Origin of the sequence: Stenotrophomonas sp. GD03877, from assembly GCF_029840555.1 — a bacterium.
GTDB lineage: Bacteria > Pseudomonadota > Gammaproteobacteria > Xanthomonadales > Xanthomonadaceae > Stenotrophomonas > Stenotrophomonas geniculata.
In genome coordinates, this window is the sequence record NZ_JAOCCT010000035.1 from 18,155 (window position 1) to 35,258 (window position 17,104).

The following is a 17,104-nucleotide window of genomic DNA, read 5'->3' on the forward strand; positions in this document are numbered from 1 at the left end:
CCGAGCGTGGGCTCGGCTCTACAGGATCAACGGATCAATACAGTTCACAGTGCGTGCGGCCTTCATTCCGCAGCGCGTCCCATTGCCCTGCACCCGCGACGGCATCGATGGCCTCGCGCACCGCGCCTTCCAGGTGGCGCTTGCTGCCGCACAGGTACAGATGCCCACCGCGGGCCAGGACGTCGCGCACTTCGCTGGCGCGCTGCTGCAGCACATGCTGCACATAGACCTTTTCGGTGCCATCGCGCGAGAACGCGGTATGCAGGCCGGCCAGCACGCCACGCGTGTGCCAGTCCTGCAGCTGGTCGCGGTACAGGTAGTCGTGCTGGCGATGCTTCTCGCCGAACACCAGGTGCACTTCACGTTCGCAGGCGTTGGCCTGCAGTTCCTGCATCAGGCCCATCAAGGGCGCGATGCCGGTGCCGGTGCCGACCAGCAGCAGCGGTGCCTCGCCGGTATCGGGCAGGTGGAAGCCGGGGTTGGAGCGGCAGTACACACGGGCATGGTCGCCGCCATGCAGCAGGCTGCCGGTGGCAGTGCCGAAGCGTTCGCGGCCGCGCAGGGTGTAGCGCACTTCGCGCACGCACAGGCTCAGCTGGTCGTTGAACGGGTGCGAGGCGATCGAATAGGCGCGCGGCAGCCGCGGTGACAGCAGTTCGCGCAGCCTGGCCAGCGGCACGCTGTGCGGCGTGGCGTGGTCCTGCAGCACGTCCAGCAGGTCCAGGCCATGCAGGTAGGCGTCCAGCTCGCGCTTCTGGCTGACCTTCAGCAGGCCCTTCAGTACCTCGCTACCGCCGAGCTTGGCCAGTTCGCGCAGCACGCCCTTGCTCAGCAGGCGCAGCTCGCGGTCGTGCAGGGCGGCCACGGCGGCCGTGTCGCCGTACCAGGTGGCCAATGCCTGCAGCAGGGCAGGATCGTTTTCCGGCACCACGTGCAAGGTGTCGCCGGCACGGTAGGCCATGCCGCTACCGCTGATGTCCAGCTGCAGGTGCCAGGCCGCCGGGTCGCTGCTGTTCAAGCGGCGGCGTTCGAAAATGGGGGCGGAAAAGGCATTGTCTTCGCCATAGGCGGTGATCTGAAGGCGCAGGTCCTGGCCAGCGCTGAGGTCACCATCCAGCACCTGGCCCAGCACCGGCTGCCATTGCTGGAAGAACTGCTCGTAGCCCAGATCGGCGTCCACTCGGTGCAGCAGCGGCTGGGCCTGGCGCTCGCTTAGTGCAACATCCAGCGCCTTGGTGAAGCCGCAGAAACTGGGGTAGCCGGTGTCACCCAGGCCGAACACCGCATAGCGCAGGCCGCGCAGCGTCGGGGTCTGGCGCAGTGTTTCGAAGAACTGCTCGCCATTGGCCGGCGGTTCGCCATCGCCGAACGAGCTGGAGATCGCCAGCAGCACATCGCCGTGGCCGAGACTGGCCACGTCGATGTCGTTGAACGAGAGCACCTGCGGCCCGTGCGGCTGCAGGTCCGCGCCCAAGCGCTGGGCCAGGGCGCGGGCGTTGCCAGACTCGGACGCGAAACCCACCAGCAGGCGGCTGAAGGGCGTACTGGCCGGGAGGGCGTTCACGCGACCTCGTAGAAGTCGTCGAACTTTTCCTTGCTGAACTCGACCAGGTCGTAGTTCTGCATCAGGTCGTTCACCACGCGGCGGATGCTGATGTACGAGGTGATGTTGCCGTCGGCGTCGAACAGCGGCTGCACGGTGGTATCGACCACATAGAGCACGCCGCCCTTGCCGAGGTTGGGCACGATGCCGGTCCAGGTCTTGCCGGCCTTGATGGTGTCCCACATGTCCTTGTAGACCGCCTTGGGCACATCCGGGTGGCGCACGATGCTGTGCGGCTGGCCGATCAGTTCCTCGCGGGCGAAGCCGGTGAGCGTGCAGAACAGGTCGTTGGCGTACGTGATGTTGCCCTGCAGGTCGGTGGTGGAGATCACCATGACGTTCTGCATGGCGTTCAGCAGCTGGGCGTTGTCGGGGGTGTAGCTCATCGCAGGGTCCTTGTGGATGCCGGCAGCGCCGGCGTGTTCGGGTCCTGCATAGAAATACGCCCGCGCGGCGGCGGGCGGTTTGACATTGATCAAGTGGGTGATGCGATGGCCTGCGACCGGGTGTCGCAGGGAGATGCCATGTAGAACCGAGCCCACGCCAGAGCGAGCGCCTCAGCCCATCAGATAACGCAACACCCCGGCCGAGACCACGCCGATCAGCACCGTCGGCAGCATCGACAGCCGCGTGGCGGCCAGCAGGGTGATCGCCAGCGCGCCGAGGTCGGCGGGCTTGTCGGCGACGAAGTCCGGGGCGATCACCGAGATCAGCACGCAGCCCGGCGCAGCTTCCATCACCGTCACGGCGCGCCTGCTCAACGTGCGGTTGCGCAGCGCGAGGAAGCCGACGATGCGGGTCAGGTAAGTGGCGGCGGCCATCAGCACGATGGTCAGCACCGAGGTCCAGTGGATCAGTAGCGGGGCCAGGCTGGCGCCCATCAGCAGGTGGCGGCTGTTGACCAGCGCGGTGATCGCCACGATCAGTGCGATATGCGGCGGCGAGGTCCACAGTTCGACGGCGGCGAACTCCGAGCCGCCGGCGAAGTTGAGGCCGGTCATCAGCGGCACTTCCAGTGCGCTCAGGCCTTTCTGGGCCGCCTGGGCGCCGAGTACCAGGGCGAAGGGAATGAAGCCGATCATCACCGGTACGGCGGCGCGCAGGCCGCGCAGGAATTCGGCACGCGGCGCGGTATCGCAGGCATCGGGCAGGGGGAGGGTGGTAGGGGCGTCCATAGAACGACACAACGAGGTGGGGGTGGCCCATGCTAGCGGTCCGATCGCGAAATCGGGTTGCGTTGATGCCACTTGATTCGGGAATATTGAGATTCCATGCGGCCATGGTGGCCAAGAGTGAAATCCCATGCAGTACCAGCTCGACAACCTCGATCGGCGCATCCTCGACGCCCTGCAGCGCGACGGCCGCCTGCAGAACCTGGAGCTGGCCCGTCAGGTAGGCCTTTCGCCCTCGGCCTGCCTGCGCCGGGTGCGGCTGCTGGAGGAGGGCGGTTACATCGACCGCTACGTGGCCCTGCTGAACGAGGCCAGGGTCGGCCGCGGCTTCACCGTGTTCGTGCGCGTGTGGCTGCGCGGGCAGGACGAGGACACCACCAACCACTTCATCAACAGCATCAAGTCTTTCCCGGAAGTGCTTGAATGCCATCTGATGGCCGGTGACTGCGATTTCCTGCTGCGGGTGGCGGTGGCCGACCTTGATGCCTACCGGCAGTTCCAGATGCAGCACCTGAACCGGATTGCCGGGGTGCAGAACACCAAGACCGAAATTCCGATGCAGCGGATCAAGCAGACGACCCAGTTGCCGCTTTGAGGGGTGGGGTTTGCGGCCGGGTTGCACCCGGCACCGCGGTAGTGCCGGCCGCTGGCCGGCAACCTCAGGAGCAACAGCAACAGCAACAGCGATTCTCCGTGGGGCGGCGGGGCGGTATGGCCAAGCAGGACACGCCGTAAACCCTTCCTTGGGGGCTCGATGGCGCCATCCATGGCGCCAACGGTCCTGCCTGGCCATACCGCCCCGCCGCCTGACAGCTTCCGCGATCTGTCGGGGTCGGATCCCGTGCGCAGATGAACCTGTCTGCTCGGTTCATTGATTCCTGATGCATGACTGGCTCCACGGAGTCTGCCTCGGCGTCAGCCGTGGCGGCGGTCATCGCAATGACATCTGGCACCGGTACGTTTTGAGCCCGCTTGCGGGTCGCGCGCGGGCCGGGGTTCCGGTCGTGGTGCGCGTCCACTGCAGCTGCTGTCGCTGCCGAGGGTCATGTGTTCTACGTCAGGGGGCTGAATGGACACCATGCGGTCAGAACTTGGAAGGTGGCCATCGCCGCATGGCTGCTGCTGTCCTTTGCCGCTGCCGCACAGGACGCTGTTCATGCCTACGATATCCCTGCGCAGCCGCTGGAACAGGCGGTCGAGCGATTCAGTGTCATCAGTGGGTGGTCGGTGATGTACCCGGGCGACCTTGCCGCGGGCCGCAGCAGCCATGCGCTGCGCGCCAGCCTGCCGCCGCTGCCCGCATTGCAGGCGCTGCTGCAGGACTCCGGTATCGAGGCTGAGGTGATCGGCGAGCAGCGCGTGGTGCTGCGCCGGGGCATGGCCTCGGCCGCCGAACCCGGTGTTGGCGCCCAACTTCCCGAGGCCGAACGTCGGCGTCGCTACGGCGGGCTGCAGCAGCGACTGCGTGCGGTGTTCTGTTACGACCCGGAGATCGCGCCCGGCCGCTATGCCGCGACGCTGCGCTTCCGCATCGACGGCGCGGGCAAGGTGAGCGAGCCCGAGCTGCTGTCCGGCAGTGGCAGCGATCGCCGCGATGCTCACCTGCTGCAGGCAATGCAGGGCCTGGTGCTGGCGACCGAGACCGCCGCGCTGCCACAGCCGGTGACGCTGCAGATCCGTCCTTCCGGCACCGACCACGACTGTGGCGGGCGCGCGCCCCTTCCATGACTTCAAGGATTCGAACATGAGCAACGGTACGGCTGGGGCAGTTGACCTAATGGACCACCTTCTGGGTGCCTACGATGAGCTGAAGCGCCGGCTGGTGCGCAAGCTGGGCTCGGAAGAGCTGGCCGGCGACGCGCTGCAGGACACCTGGATGCGCCTGAGCGCGCGGCGTGATCGCCTGGACGCCGTACAGAACCCCGCGGCCTACCTGCTGCGCATGGCGATGAATACCGTGATCGACCGCCAACGTGCAGACCACCGCCTGCTGAGCCTGGAGGAGGTGGATACGCTGATGGACATGGCCGACCCGGCACCCGGCCCGGCGCAGGTGGCCGAACTGGACTTCGCGCTGGAAGACATGGTCGGCCTGCTGCAGCGCATGCCCGAGCGCCGTCGCCGCATCCTGCTGGCAATCCGCGTCGATGGCCTGCAGCAGCGCGACGTGGCCGACCACCTCGGCGTGTCGCTGCGGCTGGTGCAGCGTGAGCTGAAGGCGGCCCAGGATTACCTGGCCGAGCGCAGCGGGCAGGGGCGCCAGGTGCGGTTCTGAGCGACGGCATCCGTCTACACTTTGACGCCGAGCAGAACCCCGCAGCGTGCGGGTCCGGCATGAGCCCTCATGGATCCTGACGATCGCCCGCAACGCCCGTTGGATGCCGTTGAGCGTCAGGCCCACGCGTGGGTGGTGCGGCTGACCTCGGGCGAGGCGACCGCCGCCGACGGGCGCCGGTTCCGCGCGTGGTGCGAGTCCGACCCGCGTCATCGTGAAGCGTTCGGACGTGCGCGCCGGCAGTGGGAGCAGGTGCGGCTGGCCGGCGAGCAGCTGCCCGCCGCCGCGCGCCAACCGGTCGCGCCGTCGCCGGCCCAGCGCTGGAGCCGGCGTGCCTTCCTGGGCGCGGCGATTGCCGCGCCGGCCAGTCTGGTGGTGGTGGCGGCGATCCGTCCGCCGCTGGGATTATGGCCCTCGGTGACGGCGATGGCGGCCGATTTCCACACCGGCACCGGTGAACGGCTGCAGATTGCACCCTTGCCGCAGCTGAAGATCGAACTGGATACGCAGAGCAGCCTGCGCCGCCGCGCAGACGCGCAGGGCGAAGGCTTCGAGCTGGTACAGGGCCAGGCCGCGATCGAAACCGGGGCTGGTCTGCGCCTCGCGCTGTTCGCGGGCCCGGGTTGCGTGATTGCCGATGAAGGCGCAGTGCGCCTGGATGTGCGCAACACTCACGGCCAGGTACGGGTGACCTGCCTGCAGGGCAGCGCCCGCATCGAGCATCCGCAGGGGCGGCTGCAGCTGCAGCCGGGCCAGCAGACCCAGTACGACGAGCGCCTCAGTGGTGTGGTGGCCGAGGCCGTGGCCTCGGAAGTGAGTGCGTGGACCGAGGGCATGCTGGTGTTCCGTCGCGCACCGCTGCGCGAGGTGGTGGACGAGATCAACCGTTATCGTCGTGGCAAGGTGCTGTTGGGTGAATCGGCATTGGCGCGCGCGCCGGTCAGCGGTCGCTTCCGCATCGATGACCCGGATGCGGCGCTGGAGCAACTGCGACTGACGATGTCGCTGGATCTGCGTCGCTTTCCGGGCGGCATCGCCGTCCTTGGATAGATGAAGACGCTGGCCGTGCGCACCGCGCAGGGCTGTTGCAAGCAAGGAGAAGCCAAGGATGCGCAACGAGACCATCGGTGTGCTGGATCTGCGTCGCAATCTGTCGGCGTTGCTGGAAACAACCCAGCGACGGCCGTTGATGGTGCACCGCTACGGATCGCCATGGGTGTGCGTGGTGTCCGACGCGCAGTGGCAGGAAAAGGCTGTGCTGCTGGACTTCGATCCGCAGTCGCACCCGCTGGCGATGCTGTTGCGCCTGCAGCAGCGGGTGTTGCCACTGGCTGAAACCGGTGCGTTGCCGCCTGCGGCGCTTGCTCGTGCGCTGTTGCTGATGGACATGCATGGCATCGGGGATCTGGCGCAGCTGCATGAGCAGGTGCTGCACCATCGGCTGTGGCACTGGTTCGTGGCCGGTACCCACGGTGTGATGGACAGCTGGCAATTGCCGGCGCTGCGCGTTGCGATGGGGTCATGGTGCGATGACGCGGAGATGACCGATGCGCTGGCCGCGTTCGCCGCGCGCAGCGATGTGGCGATACTGGCGCGCCGTTGCGGGGGCGACGCACCGCGACTGGAGCGCGAAGCCTGCAGGCAGATGACGCTGCGATGACGTTGGCGATGAAGCGCCACGCAGCGCACAGAGCTGCATGTGCGCTGTCGCTTCACCTGCCTTGCTGACGTCTTCTCCAGAGTACGGCGCACCACGCGTCGCGGAGCACGGGCGGCGCCGATGGCAGACAGTCGCAGGATCAGCATGCTGGAGCTGGATCGTCACCTGAGCCAGTCACTGGAGCAGGCGCGGCATACGCCATTGAACGTGCAGCGCTATGGGCACTCCTGGGTCTGGGTGCTGTCCAGTGATGCCTGGGCAGATGCGGCGCGCTGGGCGGCACTGGATGGTAGTGCGCACCCACTGGTGGCGCTGCGAAAAGCCATCGATCTGCAGCTGCGGCCCTGGCCCGAAGCGGCCATGAGCCCGCTGCCGCTTGATGCAGGCGATGCGCGGCTGCTGCAACGCGCGGCCCTGCTGGTGGTCATGCGCGATCTGAATAGTGCCCAGCGCGTGTACGACGACCTGCGCTATCACCAGGCCTATCGGATGTTCATCGGCCTCGATCATGGAACAGCGTGGTCGCCGATGCAGTGCGTGCGGCTGCTGCAGGCCTGTGCGCACCCATTGCTGCGCGGCTGCATCGACGATGCGCTGGCCGGCGTGCCGCGGCACCTGCTCGAGTCTGCATGTGCGCCGGCTGCGCGTGTTGCGCCCGTACAGGCACACGCGCAGCGAATTGCCGGCGGATGTTTATCGTACTGACACATGCACCGCTGACCATGGCGCAGCGGTCTCTTCCAGGATGACGAGGGCGGAACAATGGCAAGGCAGGTTCGTGGTCGCAAAGCTCGGCAGAAGGGTTTCAGCCTGATCGAGATCATGGTGGTGGTGGTGATCATCGGCATCCTCGCCGCGCTGATCGTGCCGCGGTTGATGGACCGTCCCGACCAGGCACGCGTGGTGGCGGCGCGCCAGGACATCGCCGCATTGATGCAGGCCTTGAAGCTGTTCAAGCTGGACAACGGTCGCTATCCCAGTGCCGAGCAGGGCCTGCAGGCGCTGGTGAAGCCGCCGCAGGGCAGCGGTGGGTTGCCGGTGACGCCGTACCTGGATCGCCTGCCGAATGACCCATGGGGCCATCCGTACCAGTACCAGATTCCCGGAACCCATGGCGACGTCGATGTGTTCTCGCTGGGGGCGGACAGCAAGCCCGGTGGCGACGCCGGAAACGCGGATATCGGCTCCTGGCAGCTGTGAGGCGTGCTGATGACAGCCCGGACGCGTTCGGTCTCGTGCACCCGCCAGCGTGGCATGGCGGTGATCGTCGCCCTGCTTGTGGTGGCACTGGTGGCGGTGATTGCCACGGCACTGCTGACCCGGCAGTCGGCCCAGTTGCGTGCGCTGCGTGGTGACCAGCTACGCGCGCAGGTGCGCATGGCGGTGGACGCAACGCTGGAGCGTGCGGCGCAGCAGCTGCGTGAGGATGTAAAGGAACAGCTGACCACGGTGCGCAGCGGGCGCTGGGCGCGCCCGTTGGAACTGCAGGCGCCGTTGCCGGTGCAGCTGCAACTGGTCGATGCGCAGTCGATGTTCAACCTGCGCAACCTGCTGGCACATGGCAGGCCGGACCCCGAGGCGCGGCGCGCGTTCATCGCGTTGTGTGCTGCACAGGGGCTGGGCCAGGGTGCCTGCGCATCCGCGGCGGACCACATCCAGGCGCGCCTGCGCGACGGTGACATCCAGGCACAGGCCCCACTGCCGCGCGAATCACTGATCGCGCAGGCACTGGCCGGTGCCGATCCGGTGGCACTGCAGGCGCTGGCGCGACGCACCGTGGTGCTGCCGGCGCAGACCCTGGTCAACGCCAATACCAGCGACCTGAGCGTTCTGCAGGCGGTGACGCCTGCGGTCGAGCCCGCACGGCTGCAGGCGCTGCTCGGTGAGCGCGACGGCGGTCATTGGCTGCTCAACCGCGGCGACATCGCCAATCGACTTCAACTGAGCAACGAACAGATGGCCGTGCTTCCCCTGGGTATCCATAGCGAGTGGTTCCTGGCAGTCGGCCAGGTGCAGGCTGACGGCAGCGCGGTTGATTTTCGCGCGCTGCTCTGGCGCGAGTACCGCGACGATGGCGTGCGTGTGCAACGCGTGTGGACGAGGATCGGCGCATGACCGTGCAGCTTCGGGTGCGCTTGCCGGCGCTTGAGCGTCTGCGCGCCGACAGCGCGGTGGACTGGGCGCAGCTGCACAAGGGCGAGGTGCTGGCTCACGGCCGCGACACGCTGGCGGCGCTGGGCCTGCGCCATCCGCAGGCTGCGGTGCATGCCTGCCTCGATCCGAACGACCTGATCCTGCTGGAACTGCAGTTGCCACCGTTGTCCGGGCGCCGTCTGCAGTCGGCGCTGCAGGGTGAGGTGGAGGCGATGCTGCTGGATGACCTGCAGGAGGTAGCGCTGGCCCACGGTGTGCAGGCGACGGACGGCACGGTTCCTGTGGCCTGGCTGGGCCAGCAGGCGCTCCTGCAGGCGCAGCAGCTGCTGGCTTCGTGTGCACTGCGGTTGCAGGCGCTGTATCCGACGCCGCTGCTGCTGCCCTGGCAGGACGGTCATGCCACGCTGCAGGCCAGCGGCGAGCACCTGCTGGTACGCAGCGGGCGCGACCGGGGTTTCGTTCAATGGTATGGCGGACGTGATGCCTGTGCGGTGATGCATGCGTTGGCAGTGCGCCTGCAACAGGCCGGCATGCAGGCCGTGCAGTGGATCGATGGTGTGCCGCCCACGTGGCCGGACAGCCTGCCGGCCACCGCCATCCCCCATGAACGGCAGGCCTCTGGCCCCTTGCCAGGCTGGTCATTGCCGCTGCCCGGGGCGAGCCAGAAAGCGCCGCGGCTTGCGATCGGGCTGGCATTGGCGGCGATGTTGCTGGCCGCGCTCGGTCTGCAGCTGCAGGTCTCGCGGTGGCGAAGTGAGGGCGAGGCCCTGCAACAGGACATGGCACGCCAGTTCAGCGCACGCTTCCCGGAGGTCACCGATGTGGTGGACCCGGTGTTGCAGGCGAGGCGAGCACTTGCGGTGCCACCGCCGGCGCCGCCATTGCCGCCGCTGCAGCGCCAGGTTGCCAGCACGCTGCAGGCGGTCCCGGAGCTGGCGGGGCAGGTGCGCAGCCTGCATTACCAACCGGGCCAGCTGGACATGGAGCTGGATGCCGATGCCCAGGCATTGGCCGATGATCCACAGCGACTTGAACGCTGGCAGCAGGCGGTGCGGGCGCAGGGCCTGCAGCTGGCGCGCGAAGCCGGTGGACGCCTGCGGGTGAACGGGGCTGGACAGTGACCACCCGAACCTTGCGACTGGGCGAGGGACTGGCAGGCCTGCAGCAACGCTGGCAACGCCTGCCACCGCGCGAGCGGCTGATGCTGTGGGTGATGGTGGTGGCGCTGCTCGCGGCGGGTCTGTGGATGTTGTGGCTGGAGCCGCTGCTGAAGCAGCGCACGCACTGGCAGGCCGAGCTGCCGCGGCTGCAGGCACAGGCGCGTGTACTGGCACCACTGCTGCAGGCACGCGAGCGCCAGCAGCAGACGCAGGGGCAGCGCCCGACGATGGCCGGGTTGCGTGATGGAATCAAGTCAGCCGGCCTCGCCGACGGACTGCATATCGAAGCGCGCGACGGGCGTTGGCACCTGCAGGTGCACGCGGTGCCCGCTGACGCGCTGTGGAACTGGCTGCTGCCCGTGCTGGCCGATCCGGCCATCGAACTGCAGCAGCTGCAACTGACACGCACAGGGGATGCGAACATGCCGGCGGCGCGGATTTCCGGAAACATCGTGATGGCGCTCAACGTGGGTGCCCATCCATGAGGGCGATGCGCAGCCTTGCCTGCAGTACCGCACTGGCCTTGATCGTGTGCATGGCCCACGCACCGGCGTCGGTGCTGGCGCAGGACGCCCGCGATGAGCCGGTGCAGTTGAACCTGGTCGACACCGATATCGGTGGCGTGTTGCGCATGGCCGCACGCTTCACCGGCCGCCAGTTCCTGGTCGACCCACGGGTGACCGGCAAGATGACAGTGGTTTCCGATGGCCCGGTCAGCCGTACCCAGGCCTACCAGTTGCTGCTGGGCGCACTGCGCATGCGTGGCTTCGCCGTGGTAGAGAACGGCGGCGTCAGCCGGGTGGTGCCGCAGGCCGATGCCAAGCTGTTGGGAGGACGCGTCGGCACTGGTGGTGCCAGCGGTGAGGTGACCACCCGCACCTTCGCGCTGCGCTACGAGAACGCAGCGGCGCTGGTGGCGGTGCTGCGTCCGATGATCAGTCCGGACAATCCGATCACCGCCAATCCAGGCAACAACACCCTGGTGATCACCGACTACGCCGACAACCTGGAGCGCATCGCACGGGTGATCGCCAGCGTCGATACACCGGCCGGCATGGATACCGATGTGGTGAAGCTGCAGCAGGGGATTGCCGTTGACGTCGCGGCGATGGTCGCGCCGCTGCTGGATGCGCAGGGCGCCGAGCCCACCCAGAAGGTGGTGGTGATGGCTGACCCGCGCAGCAACAGCGTGCTGCTGCGTTCCAGCAGCCCCGGGCGCACCCGCCTGGCGCGTCAGCTGGTGGAGAAGCTGGACCGCGCGCAGGACGAGTCCGGCAACCTGCATGTGGTCTACCTGCGCAATGCCCAGGCCAACCAGCTGGCCGGTGTGCTGCGTGGCGTGGTGGCCGGGCAGAGCGATGCACCAGCGATGGGCAGCAATGAAGGCATCACGCCACTGCCGGGTGACGCCAATCGTTCCCCGCCAACGCAGCCGTCGCAGCCGCAGCAGGCCAAGACCGGAGGCAATGCGCTGGAATCGCAGCGCCTGGACCCGAGCCGCCGTGACCCGATCGATGCGGGAAGCACCGGCTTCAGCCAGAACGGCATCTCGGTGCAGGCGGACGTGGCCACCAATACCCTGCTGATCTCGGCACCGGAGCCGGTGTACCGCAACCTGCGGCGTGTGATCGACCAGCTCGACCAGCGCCGTGCACAGGTGCTGGTGGAAAGCCTGATCGTGGAGGTCAACCAGACCGACGCGGCTGAGCTGGGCGTGCAGTGGATGCTGGGCAATGGACGCACCTTTGGTGGCACCCACTTCGGTGGTGCCACCGGCGGCAGCGGGCTCAATACCGGCGCGCGTACCACGCTGGACGTGCTGCCCAAGGATGGCCTGAAGATCGGCGTGATCGACGGCACCATCAACCTGCCCGGTGTCGGCCAGATCCTCAACATGAAAGCGCTGGCCAACGCGCTGCAGAGCAAGGGCGGCGCCAACATCCTGTCCACGCCGAACCTGATGACGCTGGACAACGAGGCAGCCAGCATCATGGTCGGCCAGACCGTGCCGTTCGTCAGCGGCCGCTACGTCACCGACGGCGGTGGTGGCAGCAACAACCCGTTCCAGACCATCGTGCGCGAGGACGTGGGCCTGAAGCTGCGGGTGCGCCCGCAGATTTCCGAGGGCGGCACGGTGAAGCTGGACATCTACCAGGAAGTCAGCAGCATCGACGCGCAGAGTGCCAACAGTGCCGCCGGCATCATCACCAACAAGCGTGCGCTGGATACCAGTGTGCTGCTGGACGATGGCCAGATCATGGTGCTCGGTGGCCTGCTGGAGGACAACGTCAGCCATGGCCGTGATGCGGTGCCGGGCCTGGGTAGGATCCCGGTGCTGGGGGCGCTGTTCCGCAGTGATACGCGCAAGCGCTCCAAGACCAACCTGATGGTGTTCCTGCGCCCGCACGTGGTGCGTGACCCCGCCGCCGGCCAGCGTTTGACCCGCGACCGCTACGACTACATGCGCAATGCGCAGGCCGGTGCGCAACCCGTGCAGAGCTGGGCGTTGCCGGCGCTGTCGGCACCGCAGTTGCCGCCGCAGGACCTGTCTGTGCTCGGCCAGGGCAATGCGCGCGATGGCCAGGGCCAGCCGTTGCAGAACACCAGCCTGGCAGCGCTGTATCCGGCCGGTGACGGCGATGCTCAGCTGGTGCAGTTCGCACAGGGGCTGGACCCGGCGCGTGCCAGCCAGGGCGTGGCGCAGGTGCGGGCACTGGGCTTGCAGGCCTATGCCGAAGCGACGCCGGGCGAGAGCGGGCAGCGCCTGCGCGTGCGATTGCCGCGCGATCCGGCAACGCTGGACCCGGCACTGCAGCAGCTGCGTGGGCTGGGCTACACGCCGGAACTGGTGATTGGGCCGTGAGCGCCGCCGCGCCGCTGCCGTACGCCTGGGTGCGCAGCCATGGCGTGATGCTGTCCGAGGCCGGCGGCGAGCCGGTGCTGCTTGGCACCGCCGACACCGCGGCGTGGGCCGTGGCCGAGCTGCGCCGCCGGCATGGACCGCTGCCGTTCCAGACACTGGATGCCGCGACCTGGCAGCAGCGGCTGGGTGAGCAGTACCGTGACGGCGGTGATGCCGCTGCCGTGGTCGGTGCCGCCGAAAGCGAAGTCGACCTGGACCGGCTGATGCAGGACATGCCGGAGGTCACCGATCTGCTGGATGCGCAGGACGATGCGCCGGTGATCCGCATGATCAATGCGCTGCTGGCACAGGCTGCACGCGATGGCGCCAGCGATCTGCACATCGAGCCGTTCGAGACCCATTCGGTGGTGCGCTACCGCGTGGACGGCACGCTGCGCGACATGGTGCAGCCCCGGCGCGCACTGCATGCGGCGCTGGTGTCGCGCATCAAGATCATGGCCCACCTGGACATCGCCGAGAAGCGCCTGCCGCAGGACGGGCGCATCGCGATCCGTGTGGGCGGCCGGCCACTGGATATCCGTGTCTCCACGGTGCCGACGGGGCATGGTGAGCGTGCTGTGCTGCGCCTGCTGGAGAAGGATGCCGGCCGGCTGCAGCTGCAGCGACTCGGCATGGCCGATGACACCCTGGCCACGTTTACCGGGTTGATCCGGCAGCCGCACGGCATCGTGCTGGTCACCGGGCCGACCGGTAGCGGCAAGACCACGTCGCTGTACGCCGCACTGGGCCAGCTCGACAGCAGCACCAGCAACATCCTCACCGTGGAAGATCCGGTGGAGTACGACTTTGCAGGCATCGGCCAGATCCAGGTCAACGCACGCATCGGCATGAGCTTCGGCACCGCGCTGCGCGCGATCCTGCGCCAGGACCCGGACACGATCATGATCGGCGAGATCCGCGACCTGGAAACCGCGCAGATCGCTGTGCAGTCGTCACTGACTGGGCATGGCGTCCTGGCCTCGCTGCACACCAACGATGCGATCTCGGCGGTGACCCGCCTGGCCGACATGGGCGTGGAGCCTTTCCTGCTGGCGTCCTCGCTGCGCGGCGTGCTGGCGCAGCGGCTGGTGCGGCGGCTGTGCACGCAGTGCCGGCGTGCCGAGGTGGACGGCGAGGGTCGTACCGTATGGCGCGCTGTGGGCTGCGCGGCCTGCGGCAATAGCGGCTATCGGGGACGCACTGGCATCCATGAACTGTTCGTGGTCGACGACCGCGTGCGCGCGTTGATCCATGAAGGACAGGGTGAGCCCGCGCTGCGCGAGGCGGCCCGGCGTGCCGGCATGCGGACGTTGCGGCAGGACGGCCAGCGCTGGGTCGACAGCGGGGTGACCACGCTGGAAGAAATCCTGCGCGTCACCGGCGACGACTGAGGTCTGCATGGCACTGTTCGACTACCAGGCTGCCAACGCGCAGGGCCGCATCGAGAAAGGTCAGCTGGATGCCGACAGCCCGCGCGGTGCGCGCCAGCTGTTGCGCGGGCGTGGGCTGACGCCTGTGCAGGTCAGCGCGGCGCGCAGTGCCGGCAGTGGCTGGGGCGCTCGGCGGCTGTCCGCCAGCGAGCTGGCCTGGGCCACGCGCCAGCTGGCCAGTCTGCTGGCCGCCAGCCTGCCGTTGGAAGGCGCATTGAGTGCGGTGATCGAGCAGGCCGAGCGCCCGCACGTGGCCCAGGCACTCACCGCGGTACGCGCCGACGTGCGTGCCGGCCAGCGCCTGACCGTGGCATTGGCCGCGCGGCCGCGCGATTTCCCACCGATTTATCGGGCACTGGTGGGGGCAGGTGAAGACTCCGGCGACCTGGCGCGAGTGATGGAGCGCCTGGCCGACTACATCGAAGAACGCAACGCGCTGCAGGCCAAGGTGCTGACCGCCTTCATCTACCCGGCGGCGATCAGCCTGGTATCGGTGGCGATCGTGATTTTCCTGCTCAGCTACGTGGTGCCGCAGGTGGTGACCGCGTTCGTGCAGGCGCGGCAGACGCTGCCGATGCTGACCCAGGTGATGCTGGCGGCCAGCACCTTCGTGCGCAGCTGGGGCGTGTGGGTAGGGCTGGGCATCGCTGCGCTGGTGGTGGTGTGGCGGCTGGCGCTGCGCCGGCCCGAGCTGCGCCTGCGCTGGGACGCGATGCTCATGCGGGTGCCGATGGTCGGGCGCTTCGTGCTGGGGGTGAACAGTGCGCGCTTTGCTTCGACGCTGGCGATCCTGCTGGATGCGGGCGTGCCGCTGCTGCGCGCGTTGGAGGCCGCGCGGCAGACCCTGGGCAACGCGTTGCTGGCGCGTTGCGCCGACGACGTGTCCGCGCGCGTACGCGAAGGCGCTGCGTTGGGTTCTGCATTGAAAGTACAGAAGGTGTATCCGCCGATCCTGGTGCATCTGGTGGCCAGTGGCGAGAAGACCGGTTCGCTGGCGCCGCTGCTGGATCGCGCTGCGCAGACGATCTCGCGGGAGATCGAGCGTCGCGCAATGGCGCTGACCGCGCTGCTGGAGCCGACCATGATCCTGGTGATGGGGGGCGTGGTGCTGACGATCGTGCTGGCGGTGCTGATGCCGATCATGGAAATGAACCAGTTGGTGCAGTGATGCGCAACGCGCAACACGGGTAGCGCCGGGCCATGCCCGGCGAGCGCGCAGCACGGCGTGCCTTCGATTCTCCACACAATCCTCCACACCTTTTTCCGATCTTCCACAGGTTTCTTAAGCGGCCTGTCATCGGCGCGGACCAGCATGGACACGTCGCCGCAGAGTGGGCTGGGAGGCCCTCGGCGGCAGCAGGCGTGTAGTGACCGTTCCTCCCTTGGTGTTTCCCTTCGCAGTAAACCCTTCAGGAGAAGATCATGAACAAGTACAAGACCCTGGCCGCGCTGGTTGCCACCGCGCTGCTGGCCACTGCCGGTGCCGCTTCGGCCCAGACCGCCGTCACCGGCGGCGGCGCCTCGCTGCCGGCCGACCTCTACAAGGGTTCGGCTGACAGCATCCTGCCGGCCAACTTCAGCTACGCCGTGACCGGTTCGGGCACCGGCAAGAAGGCCTTCCTGGAAAACAACTCGGCGCTGTTCTCCACCACCGGTACCGTGCACTTCGCCGGTAGCGATTCGGTGCTGAGCAGCACCGAGCTGAATACCTACAACAGCACCTACAACGTGTCCGGCGATGCCAACCGCTACGGCGCCCTGGTGCAGATCCCGTCGGTAGCCACCTCGGTCACGATTCCGTTCAACAAGGCCGGTTCGGCCGTTGACCTGTCGGTGACCCAGATCTGCGGCATCTTCTCCGGCAAGATCACCAGCTGGTCGAGCATCGACAGCGCCCGCAGCGGTGCCATCCAGGTGGTCTACCGTGGCGAGAGCAGCGGTACCACCGAGCTGCTGGCCCGCTTCCTGACCAGCGCCTGCAAGCCGGCCGACGTCTCCGGTACCGCGCTGAAGCTGACCAATGGCGTGCCGGCTTTCTCGGTGCAGTCGACCTTCGCCAACCTGTTCACCACGGTTCCGTCGAACTTCGTCGCTGCCCCGGCCACCGGCGGCACCTCGGTGTACAACGCCGTGTACGCTGCCGATGGCCGCATCGGCTACGTCGGCCCGGACGTGATCCCGAGCCTGACCGACGCCACCAAGGTCGCCAAGGTCAAGGGTTTCTCGCCGGACGAAGTGAGCGTGCAGGCGACCTTGGAAACCGTCGCTCCGCCGACCGATGCCGCCGCTGAGAACCCGGCCAACTGGGTGCCGGTGTTCGGCAACCCGAACGCGGGCTACCCGATCGCGGGCTACACCAACTTCGTGTTCGGCCAGTGCTACAAGAACGGCACCGTGGGCGCCAACATCCGCGGCTTCCTGACCCGCCACTACGGCAGCACGGTGATCAACGGCGTGGAGCAGGGCCCGAACGACGCCGCCATCCGCGCGCACAAGTTCATCCCGCTGACCAAGGCCTGGCGTGATGCGATCCGCACCCGCTTTGCGACCGCCACCAACGCCGGGGCCGTGAACAACCCCAGCACCTGCTCGGGCATCGGCCGTCCGCTGTAACTGCGATTGCTTTGGTAGTTGCAGGAAACGTACAAGGGCGCCGGCAGCAATGCCGGCGCCTTCTGCGTATGTCCGCTGCATGACAGTGATGCGCCTGTCGCCTTCACGCCGCCGCCACCGTCTATGAGGTGCAGG

The 17,104-nt window shown here is 67.8% G+C and carries 17 protein-coding genes; 14 read left to right on the top strand and 3 right to left on the bottom strand.

Annotated elements, in window-relative coordinates; translation table 11 throughout:
* Nucleotides 1-34: 34 nt before the first annotated feature.
* The 3 genes from N5D20_RS20500 to N5D20_RS20510 all read right to left on the bottom strand — a co-directional run bounded on the left by N5D20_RS20500 (nucleotide 35) and on the right by N5D20_RS20510 (nucleotide 2,940).
* On the bottom strand, nucleotides 35-1,564 hold the full coding sequence (locus N5D20_RS20500; RefSeq protein WP_279915072.1) for a sulfite reductase flavoprotein subunit alpha: 1,530 nt from the start codon (nucleotides 1,562-1,564) through the stop codon (nucleotides 35-37).
* Nucleotides 1,561-1,989: a PAS domain-containing protein gene (locus tag N5D20_RS20505; protein WP_279915071.1), complete on the bottom strand. Its 429-nt coding sequence runs from the start codon at nucleotides 1,987-1,989 to the stop codon at nucleotides 1,561-1,563. Before N5D20_RS20505 ends, N5D20_RS20500 begins: the two co-directional genes overlap by 4 nt.
* A gap of 171 nt (nucleotides 1,990-2,160) precedes the next feature.
* A complete protein-coding gene (locus N5D20_RS20510) occupies nucleotides 2,161-2,940 on the bottom strand; it encodes an AzlC family ABC transporter permease (protein WP_345782002.1) in 780 nt (259 codons plus the stop codon).
* Between N5D20_RS20510 and N5D20_RS20515 the strand changes: the two genes are divergently transcribed.
* The 14 genes from N5D20_RS20515 to N5D20_RS20580 all read left to right on the top strand — a co-directional run bounded on the left by N5D20_RS20515 (nucleotide 2,906) and on the right by N5D20_RS20580 (nucleotide 16,969).
* Complete coding sequence (locus N5D20_RS20515; RefSeq protein ID WP_279915069.1) at nucleotides 2,906-3,370, top strand: Lrp/AsnC family transcriptional regulator; 465 nt, start codon at nucleotides 2,906-2,908, stop codon at nucleotides 3,368-3,370. The two genes, N5D20_RS20510 and N5D20_RS20515, sit on opposite strands and share 35 nt — an antisense overlap.
* 452 nt (nucleotides 3,371-3,822) lie before the next feature.
* On the top strand, nucleotides 3,823-4,503 hold the full coding sequence (locus N5D20_RS20520) for an STN domain-containing protein (RefSeq protein ID WP_126560974.1): 681 nt from the start codon (nucleotides 3,823-3,825) through the stop codon (nucleotides 4,501-4,503).
* Between the two features lie 16 nt (nucleotides 4,504-4,519).
* The gene (locus tag N5D20_RS20525) at nucleotides 4,520-5,050 is read left to right on the top strand and encodes a sigma-70 family RNA polymerase sigma factor (RefSeq protein ID WP_094001013.1); all 531 of its coding nucleotides are present in this window, start codon (nucleotides 4,520-4,522) and stop codon (nucleotides 5,048-5,050) included.
* Nucleotides 5,051-5,119: 69 nt separating this feature from the next.
* Nucleotides 5,120-6,100 carry a DUF4880 domain-containing protein gene (locus tag N5D20_RS20530; RefSeq protein ID WP_279915068.1) on the top strand — a complete coding sequence of 327 codons (981 nt, stop codon included), beginning with the start codon at nucleotides 5,120-5,122 and terminating at the stop codon, nucleotides 6,098-6,100.
* 58 nt (nucleotides 6,101-6,158) lie between these two features.
* Nucleotides 6,159-6,710 carry a hypothetical protein gene (locus N5D20_RS20535; protein WP_049409471.1) on the top strand — a complete coding sequence of 184 codons (552 nt, stop codon included), beginning with the start codon at nucleotides 6,159-6,161 and terminating at the stop codon, nucleotides 6,708-6,710.
* Between the two features lie 144 nt (nucleotides 6,711-6,854).
* Nucleotides 6,855-7,415, top strand: a complete 561-nt coding sequence (locus N5D20_RS20540) for a hypothetical protein (protein ID WP_029550786.1) — start codon at nucleotides 6,855-6,857, stop codon at nucleotides 7,413-7,415.
* Between the two features lie 57 nt (nucleotides 7,416-7,472).
* Complete coding sequence (gene gspG / locus N5D20_RS20545; RefSeq protein ID WP_019337773.1) at nucleotides 7,473-7,910, top strand: type II secretion system major pseudopilin GspG; 438 nt, start codon at nucleotides 7,473-7,475, stop codon at nucleotides 7,908-7,910.
* A 9-nt stretch (nucleotides 7,911-7,919) separates the two neighbouring features.
* A complete protein-coding gene (gene gspK, locus N5D20_RS20550) occupies nucleotides 7,920-8,825 on the top strand; it encodes a type II secretion system minor pseudopilin GspK (protein WP_032955269.1) in 906 nt (301 codons plus the stop codon).
* On the top strand, nucleotides 8,822-9,985 hold the full coding sequence (gene gspL / locus N5D20_RS20555) for a type II secretion system protein GspL (RefSeq protein WP_279915067.1): 1,164 nt from the start codon (nucleotides 8,822-8,824) through the stop codon (nucleotides 9,983-9,985). The genes gspK and gspL overlap by 4 nt, the downstream gene beginning before the upstream one ends.
* Nucleotides 9,982-10,509: a type II secretion system protein GspM gene (gene gspM / locus N5D20_RS20560; protein WP_019337770.1), complete on the top strand. Its 528-nt coding sequence runs from the start codon at nucleotides 9,982-9,984 to the stop codon at nucleotides 10,507-10,509. The genes gspL and gspM overlap by 4 nt, the downstream gene beginning before the upstream one ends.
* Nucleotides 10,506-12,887 (top strand): type II secretion system secretin GspD, encoded by a 2,382-nt coding sequence (gene gspD, locus N5D20_RS20565; RefSeq protein WP_279915066.1) that lies wholly within the window; start codon nucleotides 10,506-10,508, stop codon nucleotides 12,885-12,887. Before gspM ends, gspD begins: the two co-directional genes overlap by 4 nt.
* Nucleotides 12,884-14,317 carry a type II secretion system ATPase GspE gene (gene gspE, locus N5D20_RS20570; protein WP_279915065.1) on the top strand — a complete coding sequence of 478 codons (1,434 nt, stop codon included), beginning with the start codon at nucleotides 12,884-12,886 and terminating at the stop codon, nucleotides 14,315-14,317. Before gspD ends, gspE begins: the two co-directional genes overlap by 4 nt.
* 7 nt (nucleotides 14,318-14,324) lie before the next feature.
* Nucleotides 14,325-15,524 (top strand): type II secretion system inner membrane protein GspF, encoded by a 1,200-nt coding sequence (gene gspF, locus N5D20_RS20575; RefSeq protein WP_279915064.1) that lies wholly within the window; start codon nucleotides 14,325-14,327, stop codon nucleotides 15,522-15,524.
* A gap of 254 nt (nucleotides 15,525-15,778) precedes the next feature.
* Nucleotides 15,779-16,969 carry a substrate-binding domain-containing protein gene (locus N5D20_RS20580; RefSeq protein WP_010485337.1) on the top strand — a complete coding sequence of 397 codons (1,191 nt, stop codon included), beginning with the start codon at nucleotides 15,779-15,781 and terminating at the stop codon, nucleotides 16,967-16,969.
* Nucleotides 16,970-17,104 lie beyond the last annotated feature (135 nt).